9 protein-coding genes are annotated in these 9,407 nt (G+C 33.4%); 5 read left to right on the forward strand and 4 right to left on the reverse strand.

From position 1 onward, the window contains the following. From bla to CW752_RS03360, 4 genes are all read left to right on the forward strand, one after another. A partial coding sequence (bla, locus tag CW752_RS03345) for a class A beta-lactamase, subclass A2 (RefSeq protein WP_101238382.1) occupies window positions 1–724 on the forward strand: 724 nt, incomplete at its 5' end. A 59-nt stretch (window positions 725–783) separates the two neighbouring features. Continuing rightward, entirely contained in the window at window positions 784–1,194 is a 411-nt protein-coding gene (locus tag CW752_RS03350; protein WP_101238383.1) for a hypothetical protein, read from the forward strand. Between the two features lie 10 nt (window positions 1,195–1,204). After that, window positions 1,205–2,101, forward strand: coding sequence for a 3-hydroxybutyryl-CoA dehydrogenase (locus CW752_RS03355; protein WP_185117562.1), 897 nt, complete (start codon window positions 1,205–1,207; stop codon window positions 2,099–2,101). Window positions 2,102–2,146: 45 nt separating this feature from the next. After that, window positions 2,147–2,386 carry a hypothetical protein gene (locus CW752_RS03360; RefSeq protein WP_002977986.1) on the forward strand — a complete coding sequence of 80 codons (240 nt, stop codon included), beginning with the start codon at window positions 2,147–2,149 and terminating at the stop codon, window positions 2,384–2,386. A 53-nt stretch (window positions 2,387–2,439) separates the two neighbouring features. Here the strand turns inward: CW752_RS03360 and CW752_RS03365 are convergent, their stop codons facing one another. The 3 genes from CW752_RS03365 to dnaN all read right to left on the reverse strand — a co-directional run bounded on the left by CW752_RS03365 (window position 2,440) and on the right by dnaN (window position 7,918). Next, window positions 2,440–2,850, reverse strand: a complete 411-nt coding sequence (locus CW752_RS03365; RefSeq protein WP_101238385.1) for an META domain-containing protein — start codon at window positions 2,848–2,850, stop codon at window positions 2,440–2,442. Between the two features lie 727 nt (window positions 2,851–3,577). Further along, the gene (gene pheT / locus CW752_RS03370; protein WP_101238389.1) at window positions 3,578–5,980 is read right to left on the reverse strand and encodes a phenylalanine--tRNA ligase subunit beta; all 2,403 of its coding nucleotides are present in this window, start codon (window positions 5,978–5,980) and stop codon (window positions 3,578–3,580) included. 807 nt (window positions 5,981–6,787) lie between these two features. Then, on the reverse strand, window positions 6,788–7,918 hold the full coding sequence (gene dnaN / locus CW752_RS03375; protein ID WP_101238386.1) for a DNA polymerase III subunit beta: 1,131 nt from the start codon (window positions 7,916–7,918) through the stop codon (window positions 6,788–6,790). A 193-nt stretch (window positions 7,919–8,111) separates the two neighbouring features. On the opposite strand from dnaN, the gene CW752_RS03380 reads away from it, so the two are divergent. Next, window positions 8,112–8,468: a diacylglycerol kinase gene (locus tag CW752_RS03380; protein ID WP_101238387.1), complete on the forward strand. Its 357-nt coding sequence runs from the start codon at window positions 8,112–8,114 to the stop codon at window positions 8,466–8,468. Window positions 8,469–8,631: 163 nt separating this feature from the next. On the opposite strand, the gene CW752_RS03385 is transcribed toward CW752_RS03380, so the two are convergent. Beyond that, window positions 8,632–9,093, reverse strand: coding sequence for a GyrI-like domain-containing protein (locus tag CW752_RS03385; protein WP_101238388.1), 462 nt, complete (start codon window positions 9,091–9,093; stop codon window positions 8,632–8,634). Window positions 9,094–9,407: the final 314 nt, after the last annotated feature.

Here is a 9,407-nt window from a genome sequence, read left to right on the forward strand (position 1 = left end):
AAATGGGGATAAACCTCTTCCTATGCTAAGTGTTTTCAAATTTCATCTGGCTTCTACAGTACTTGATTTGGTAGATAAGGGAAAATATTCAATAGACCAGAAATTCTTAATTAAAAAATCGGATTTATTAGAAAACACCTGGTCACCATTACGCGAAAAGTATCCCAATGGAAATATTGAACTTCCTTTAGCTGAAATTATCAGTTATACCGTCGCACAAAGTGATAATAACACTTGTGACTTTTTGTTAAAATTAATAGGTGGTCCTCAAACTGTTCAGCAATTTATGGATTCGAAAGGGGTAAAAAATGTTCACATCAAGTATAATGAAGATGATATGCATAGAGACTGGAAAACACAATATGGTAATTCCAGTTCTACCAACTCAATTGTAGACTTATTGAAAAAATTTTATGATGGTAAGTTGATCTCACAAAAATCGACTGATTTATTAATGCAAATTATGCTGGGAACCACAACGGGAACCAATAAAATTGTCGAACAATTGCCTAAAGGGACTCCGATCGCTCACAAAACCGGCTCTTCCGGCAAACCTGACAACATTCTTACGGTAGCAGAAAATGACATGGGAATCATTAGTCTTCCGAATGGAAAACATTATGCAATCGCTGTGTTTGTAAGCAATTCTACTGAAACGGAAAAAGTAAACACGAGAATTGTTTCCGATATTTCTAAGGTTGTCTGGGACGATTTTAATAAGTAAAATATTAAGCTTAATTTTAAAGCAGAGAATTGAACTCTTGCTTAACCTAATTTATCAGCATGAAAAAAATAATATTAACCGTAGCTTTATTTTGTTTTACCTTCTTTTTTTCACAAAAGAATCAAAACTATTTAGAGATCAGCTATGGCAGTGTATGTTGTGGTCCTCCTTCAGACAAACCAGTCATCAGCTACCTTAAGGATTTTAAGAAAAAAAATCAAATAAAAAGCCTGGAAATACTGATACAAAGCGGCTTAGGAAGAGAAGGTGAATTCAGTTTATATGTAGGCACCGACTTTTTAACAAAAAATCAAAAAAGCAGACTTATACGTGGGCTTACGGCAGCTGTTTCCAATCAAAACGGTAGCAGAAAACAAGAAAGCAATGGAACTGTTTTTTTTGATTCGACCGCCGTTGTTCACCAACAAGATCTCATGAATGCAAAAAATTTAACTATCTATAAAAAATAAAAGAAAAATGATCAAAAACATTGTAGTTATCGGAGCAGGAACCATGGGAAATGGTATTGCACATACTTTCGCGCAAAGCGGATTTAAAGTGAATCTTGTAGATGTATCTCAGGAAGCTCTGGACAGAGGTTTAAAGACCATCACTACTAATCTTGATAGAATCATTGCAAAGGGAAACCTTACAGAAGAACAAAAGGCAGAAACCTTAGGAAACATCACTACTTTTACAACATTAAATGATGCTGTGGGAACAGCTGATCTTATCGTTGAAGCCGCTACAGAAAACCAGGATCTGAAATTAAAAATCTTCGGTCAAATGGATGAACTGGCTCCTGCCGGTTGTATCCTGGCTACCAATACTTCTTCAATCTCTATTACTAAAATTGCTGCAGCCACTAAGAGAGCTGATAAGGTTATCGGAATGCACTTTATGAACCCGGTTCCCATCATGAAATTGGTAGAAATCATTAAAGGTTATTCTACTTCTAAAGAAACTTTCGATGCTGTGTACGAGATGAGTAGAACTTTGGGTAAAGTTCCGGTAGAAGTAAATGATTATCCAGGTTTTGTGGCAAACAGAATTTTAATGCCTATGATCAATGAATCTATCGAAACACTTTATAACGGTGTGGCTGGTGTAGAAGAGATTGATACTGTAATGAAATTAGGTATGGCACATCCAATGGGACCACTCCAATTGGCTGACTTTATAGGTCTTGATGTATGCCTTGCTATTCTGAATGTTATGTACGATGGTTTCAAAAATCCTAAATACGCTCCCAACCCATTGCTTGTAAACATGGTAATGGCAGGAAAACTGGGTGTAAAATCAGGGGAAGGCTTCTACGATTATTCAGAAAGTAAAAAAGCTGAAAAAGTTTCAAAAATGTTTTTGAACTCATTTTAAGTCAATAATTTTATTTATCTTTGATAAAGTTAAAACATTAAAAAAATGAAATTACCAAAGTTTTTATTAGCAGATAATTCGGAGTTTCCAGAAGATCTATTCGTAGTCCACACAGAATATCCAAGATTTATCCTAAACGTTGAAGAAGAAGAAGTTGAGTGGTTAGATGATCTTGAAGGTGATGATGAAGAAACGATGGCAGATGAAGCTACGAAAGTGGTAGAAGCAGCATTCAAATGGTGCGATGAAGAGTTGGCTAAATACGACGAAGAAGAGGAAGATTAATCAATAACACTCTAAACATAAAAAAGGAACTCAAATTGAGTTCCTTTTGTTTTTTATTCTGCTTTATTGAATTTCAATAATAAAAGATTGTCTTTATATAATTCTAAAGTGTTTCCGGATACTACATATTTGTTAGCTTTCCCCATCATATCCATAAAATTCTGCTCAACTCCAATGTTGTTACACATCATCTTCGTAGAACCTAACGGACCAGCTGAAAAATTTCCTGTTGAAGGATCTATCTTTGCCGTACCGAAATAGTTATTACAACCTGCGTTTCCTGTAACTTTCTCTCCTTCAATATTTAATGTTGGGATTTTGCCTTTTACATTCTCAGCTAATGTCCATTTTGTATTGACAAGAGCCGGCTGAGCTTTTCCTACTTTAGAAGCTGATGGACTCGTCATTGTTCCACATGAAGCTAATACCGCTGCTGCACAGATACTTAAAAAAAGATTTTTCATTTTTTTCTTTTTGAATTAACCAAATTTACGGAATTTATATTATTTAAACGGATCATGACGAATTTTATTATTCTTTAACACTTAGTATTTGGAATATTTTACGATTTTATTTTAAATACAAATTGAACTTATAATGGCTACTATTTTCTTAAAAAGAATGAATTAAAAATTGATAAATACCTAGATGTAAAATTATTGATTAGGCTTTTATCGTAGCTGTAAGGAAATAAGACTTGTACATATCTCTCTAATAGCTAAGTCTAGATTCCTGAATGACAAAAGTGGGCTGGCTACACTAAATAATGTGGATGCATGCAAACACTGTCATTTCAGATGAATTAAGAATCTCAAAATATTTTTAATATGGCTGCTATAATAGTTTAGCTCAAACTCATACATAGCGACAAAATAGAGTTGGTAAAATTAATTTAAATAATACTAACAAACATTGTCATTCCGCAGGAATCCAAACATTTTATTTCAGATATGGAATCCTAATTCAGATTTTTTGAATTATTTATTTGAAGGTTGACTCTAATGTAGTTTAGTCTAGATTCCTGAATGACAAAAGTAGGTTAGCTACACTAAACAATGTGGACGCATACAAACTGTCATTTCGGAGGACTCCAAACTCTTAAAAACAGTTTTATCAAAATTAATTAAATAAACATATATAAAAAAAACGGACTTTTAAAGTCCGTTTCTATATTGTGATATATGCTTAATATTAAGATCTCAATTCTGCGTTGAATTCCTTCTGGAAAGACTTGATTAAAGAATCCATTACTTCTGTAATTTCTTTTTCCTCCAATGTCTTCACCTCATTCAATAGCTCAAAGCTCATAGCATAAGATTTTTTACCTTCCGGAAGGTTTTTACCTTCATATACGTCGAATAGGTTGATGCTCTTAATGAATGGAGATTTATTTTTCTTAGCAGTCTGGTATAGATCCTGATAGTTTACATTTTTATCAATCAGTAACGCAAGATCTCTTCTGATTTTATTAAATTTCGGAATATCTTTAAACTTCAATTCGTTTTTAGAACGTAATTCCTGTGCCAATTCAAGTTCGATTTCAGCATAGAAACATTCCTGATCGATATCAAATTCTTTCAACAATGCAGGAGCTACTTTACCGATTCTTACCAAAACTTTTCCTTCTGCTTCATACGTTAAAGCGTCAGAGAATCTTTCATCGGATAATGCTACTTCTTTATAATCCACCGCTAATCTTTCCAATAAGACTTTTACATAAGCTTTAAGGTTATAAAAGCTTACGGCAGATTTAGGTTGTAACCAGTTTTCAGCAACATCTCTTCCTGAAACAAGAATTGCCAATTGCTTTCTTTCTTCGTATTTATCTCTTTTGTGATAAATCTTACCTAATTCGAAGAACTTGATATCCTGATTTTTTCTATTGATATTATAAACTGTATTCTGAAGAAGCCCTTCTAATAAGGATTTTCTCATGAATGCCAGATCATTACTTAAAGGATTCAATAGTTTTACCGCATCAGTTTCGTCTTTTACAGAAGTTAATGAGTTATTCATTACTTCATTGAAACCAAGGCCTTGTAAAGTTCTTGCCCAACTGTTTTCTAATTCGTCCTGATCGTTAGCACTTAACTTAACAGGAGTAAATGAAATCTTTTGAGGAGCATCAATTTTATTATATCCGTAGATTCTTAAAATCTCTTCAATAACGTCAATTTCTCTTGTTACATCAGCTCTGTAAGCCGGTACAGAGATTTCGAAACCGTTAGGAATTTCGTTCAAAACCTGAATTTCTAATGCTTTTAAGATCTCTTTTACTTTTTCTCTATGGATTTTTGTTCCTAAAATTTGTTCGATTTTTGAGAATCTCAAAATCACGTAGCTATCTTCAATTTTCTTAGGATACTCTTCCAGCAAGTCTCCTACTAATTTTCCTTCAGCAATTTCCTGAATCATTTTAATAGCATGAGTAATTGCCGTTCTTGTAATATTAGGGTCTACTCCTCTTTCAAATCTGAAAGAAGCATCCGTATTCAAGCTGTGTAGTTTAGCCCCTTTTCTTACTGCTACAGGATTGAAGTAAGCACTTTCAAGGAATATTGTTTTTGTAGTTTCAGATACTCCTGAAGTCTCTCCACCAAAAACTCCTGCGATACACATTGGTGTATCTTTACCATCTTTGATCATGATTTCAGAACCATTCAATGTTCTTTCTACTCCGTCTAAAGTGGTGAATTTTGTTCCTGGTTTTACCACTCCAACTTTCACTTTTTTATCGGCAATTTTATCGGCATCAAATGCGTGAAGAGGCTGTCCATATCCGTGAAGAATATAGTTGGTAATATCTACAACATTATTGATTGGACTTAATCCGATCGCTTTCAATCTGTCTTTTAACCAAGATGGAGATTCTGCTATTTTCACATCTTCAATCACTGCTCCGATATATCTCGGACACAATTCTGCATCTTCAATTTCAAGCGTAAACTCGTGTGAGCCTTCATTATTTAAAACCTCTGAAGCCACTTTATTGAATTGTGATTTCAACTGGTTTGTAGAAAGGTAAGCGTGAAGATCTCTTGCCACACCATAATGAGACATCGCATCGGTTCTGTTTGGAGTTAAACCAATTTCAAAAACTTCGTCGTTGGTCAATTCAAAATAATCGGCAAAGTTTTTTCCTACTTCATATTTGGTTTCATCCAACACCATGATTCCTCCGTGATCTTCGCTAAGGCCAAGCTCATCTTCTGCACAAATCATTCCCTGAGAAACTTCACCTCTGATTTTTGCTTCTTTAATTTCAAAAAAGTTTCCGGTTTTATCATAGATTTTAGTTCCGACAACGGCAACGGGAACCGTTTGACCAGCCTCCACATTAGGAGCACCACAAACGATGTTCAATACTTTTCCGTTTCCTACATCTACTGTTGTCTTCTTTAGTTTATCAGCATTGGGATGTTTCTCGCAGGTTAAAACTTTACCTACAACAATCCCTTCCAAACTGCCTTTTACACTTTCAAACTTTTCTATCCCTTCAACCTCAAGACCTATGTCTGTAAGGAATTCACCGATTCTTTCAGTTTTCAATTCCGTTTTCACAAAGTCTTTCAGCCAGTTGTTTGATATTTTCATTGAATCTATTTTGAAAATTTTATTTGAATTTCCACACAATTTTCCTGTGCGGTTTTTTGCGCTACAAATGTCGTGTTTTTTTGAGAAATACAGAAATTTAGCACCAACTTTAAGAGAATAAATTTTCATTAATTCTACTTTTTATAAATCAAATAGATACTTAGATAGTAACATTTAATTTAGTAAAAAACTTACATTTTAATTATAAACACTTTAAGTGAATGATACAAATTAATAAACTGGTTTAGTGAGTGTTTTTAAGTGCTGTGATTTTCACCAACCTATATTACCTTATATTTTGAGAAGGCAAAGATAGAATCCATTTCATTGATTCTTTTGAAAAGAAAATTTCAAAAATATAAACTGGCTATACTTCGATACAATTTTAAACAATGAAGCTGTTTAAACTTTTATATTGATTATTTTTAACCACAAAAGGTTTCACCACTTAAGTTTTTTTAGAGCCAGGCCTTATGCATAATAAGGACACTTAAGCCTTGTGAAAATCTTTGATTTTCATCTTATGTGAACTTTTCTACAAAATCATTTTAAACAAACTTACTTAAGTGAACTAAAGTGTTTTAAAATAAAAGCTCCTGTGGTTTATAAAGTTTAAACAATTTTAATATTTAAACCATTAAGGAAAATTAAGATTCATCAAAGATTAGTTTAGACTACGGCTTAATAAATAACTTTAGCTATTCCCTTAATTTTCTTAACCACATAAAGAATCTTAATAACTCATTTTTATACAAACAAAAAAAGCTGGAAAATTCCAGCTTTCATTTTATTTATTATATTTTAATCTTACAATCCGATTACCGGCATTGATAGCATTAAGATATTTTCGTTGTCTTCAAGGCCATCAAGAGGTTCAATGATCCCCGGTCTGTTTGGTTGAGACATTTTCATTGTAATATCATCAGAACCTAAGATGGTTAACATTTCAGTCAAAAACTTAGAGCTGAATCCGATATTGATATCTTCTCCATTGTAGTCGCAAGGGATCTGCATATCTGCTTTGTTTGCATATTCTGTATCTTCTGCATGAAGGTGAAGAATATTTCCTGAAAGCTTAAATCTTACCTGGTTGGTAGATTTATTAGACATGATAGATGCTCTTTTGATTGCGCCTAATAAAAGGTTTCGATTGATCGTCAATACATTTGGATTTTCTTTTGGAATTACCGCAGTATAGTTTGGATATTTTCCATCAATCAATCTACAGATCCAGATATGTTTATCAAATGTAAATTTAGCCATATTCTCATTGAAGTCGATTTTAACGTCTTCATTGGAACTTGCCAGAATATTTTTGAAAATGTTCAAAGGTTTTTTAGGCATAATGAATTCCATTGGCTCGGCATTCATCAAGTCTGTTCTTTTATAAACTACCAATCTGTGAGAGTCTGTAGAAACAAAGTTGGTTTCATTTTCTCCAAACTGGAATAATACTCCCGTCATTACAGGTCGAAGAGAGTCATTACTTGTTGCAAAAAGTGTATTGGTAAGAGCTTCAGATAGTACTCCCGCCGGCATTATTACGCTTTGTGAAGCATCAAATTCCGGTAATTCAGGATAATCATCGGCATTGTCTAATGCTACTGCAAAGTTGTCTTTTTCATCTAAAATCTCAAGCTGGCTTCCGGTACCTTCAGCATTATCCTTTACGGCAAATGTTAAAGGTTGTTCACCATATGTCTTGATAAAATCTTGAAAAATTTTCGCAGGAACAGCAAATTTCCCTGTATCATCAGACTTCACTTCTAAAGAAGTAACAAGAGTCGTCTCGCCATCAGATGCTGTAATGGTAACATTATTTCCGTCTAGTTCAAAAAGATAGTTTTCTAAAATAGGTCTCGATTGAGAGCTTGATATTACGCCACTTACAGTTTGCAAAGCCTTCTGCAGTTCACCACTTGAAATAATAAATTTCATAGATTTAAAAATAAGTTTCTACAAATATAATAAATACATATAACAAAGAAAAAAATAATCTATAGGAGTTTTTAACAAATATCATCAACCTGTTTACAGACTTGATATTACGTTTGCCTTCTGGCAAGATTCTTTTACAAAAGCTCCAATATGCATCACAAAGCTTATATTTGTTAAAAAAAACAATAAAAAAATGCGGAAACCTCCTGTTCATATCAGTTTTATTAATGCTTTCCGGGGAGTCATTCTTATGATTAAAACAGAAAGAAGCTTCCAAATTGAGTTTGTAGCTTTTCTCATCAATATATTTTTAATTTTTTATTTGAAGCTTAATTATATTGATACGGCTCTTATTTTAATCTCGTCATTGGCTGTTTTAAGTGCTGAAGTTTTCAATACTGCTATTGAAAAAATATGTGATTTCATTCACCCTAATTTTGACAAGAGGATTGGCTTTATCAAAGATATTTCAGCAGGAGCGGTAATTCTTATGGTAGCAGCAGCCGTAATTATTGGAATCCTTGTGTATTGGAAATATATTTTTAATTGAGTAGGAATGTCTTTTTGAACACACCGTCAAATTAACCACCCCGTCAAATCAAAGATTTGACACCCCTCCAGAGGGAAATTTCACCTTCAATTAAACAGATTGTGATACACTTTTGTAATATCAAAATACACAACGAGTGATATCAGTATTTTTCAAAACCGGTTTATTTCACAGCGATCAAAATGTCAATCTCCGCATCCATTGGGTTTTGCACTTTTGCCTGGTCAAAGATTTCAAAGTCTGCAGTGAATATTCTTCCCAAATCCATTTTCCAGATTTCCAGCCATTCATTGATGATCAACCCTTTGCTTAAATCCCCTTTGGTCGTAAATTTCACATAGTTTCCACCATCGAAAGACTGTCCAATCATTCCGTCCGGAATTATATCCAGATGTTCAACTTTACATCCAAGTAGGGTCGTATAAGGCTTTGTATGGTCTTTTTCATAGTCTGTATAAATAGAATAAACCGTATTGTCTATTTTACCGGGAATATTGTCCAGCACATTTTCTTTCATAAATTTCTCCCATAATGCAGGAATATCTGTGGCTGCCTGATTATTTTCATTAGTTGTTCTTACTGCAATACCGATTACCTTAAAAGGCTCTACTTTTACATTGTTCATTTCTTGATTTTTTGTTGTAGGTCAAAGATAGAGAGGAGTTATGACAACTGTTTGTCAGGAGAGGTTTTAAAATCAATGATCATTCATATGATATGATACAGGCTGATTTTATGTTTTTGGCTCCTAAAACGAATTGATGAATGTTTAAATAACCTGAATTCGGGATAAGAATTTTCTATTTTAATCAGGCTGGAAGCTGGGAGCTGGAAGAAGGAAGTTATTCAGGTTATAAAGAACTGTACGTCCCTGAAATAAGTTGACTAAAATAAGATCAATTTATTATGAAAGTTAACATCAGACTTATTAAAAAGAAT

It is taken from the genome of Chryseobacterium sp. PMSZPI, assembly GCF_002835665.1.
Lineage (GTDB): Bacteria > Bacteroidota > Bacteroidia > Flavobacteriales > Weeksellaceae > Chryseobacterium.

What these genes read in the sequence shown, in the direction of transcription:
- CW752_RS03385 (WP_101238388.1), bottom strand. Translation starts at nt 9,093, where the DNA reads ATGAACAATGTAAAAGTAGAGCCTTTTAAGGTAATCGGTATTGCAGTA.
- CW752_RS03380 (WP_101238387.1), top strand. Translation starts at nt 8,112, where the DNA reads ATGCGGAAACCTCCTGTTCATATCAGTTTTATTAATGCTTTCCGGGGA.
- pheT (WP_101238389.1), bottom strand. Translation starts at nt 5,980, where the DNA reads ATGAAAATATCAAACAACTGGCTGAAAGACTTTGTGAAAACGGAATTG.
- CW752_RS03365 (WP_101238385.1), bottom strand. Translation starts at nt 2,850, where the DNA reads ATGAAAAATCTTTTTTTAAGTATCTGTGCAGCAGCGGTATTAGCTTCA.
- CW752_RS03350 (WP_101238383.1), top strand. Translation starts at nt 784, where the DNA reads ATGAAAAAAATAATATTAACCGTAGCTTTATTTTGTTTTACCTTCTTT.
- dnaN (WP_101238386.1), bottom strand. Translation starts at nt 7,918, where the DNA reads ATGAAATTTATTATTTCAAGTGGTGAACTGCAGAAGGCTTTGCAAACT.
- CW752_RS03360 (WP_002977986.1), top strand. Translation starts at nt 2,147, where the DNA reads ATGAAATTACCAAAGTTTTTATTAGCAGATAATTCGGAGTTTCCAGAA.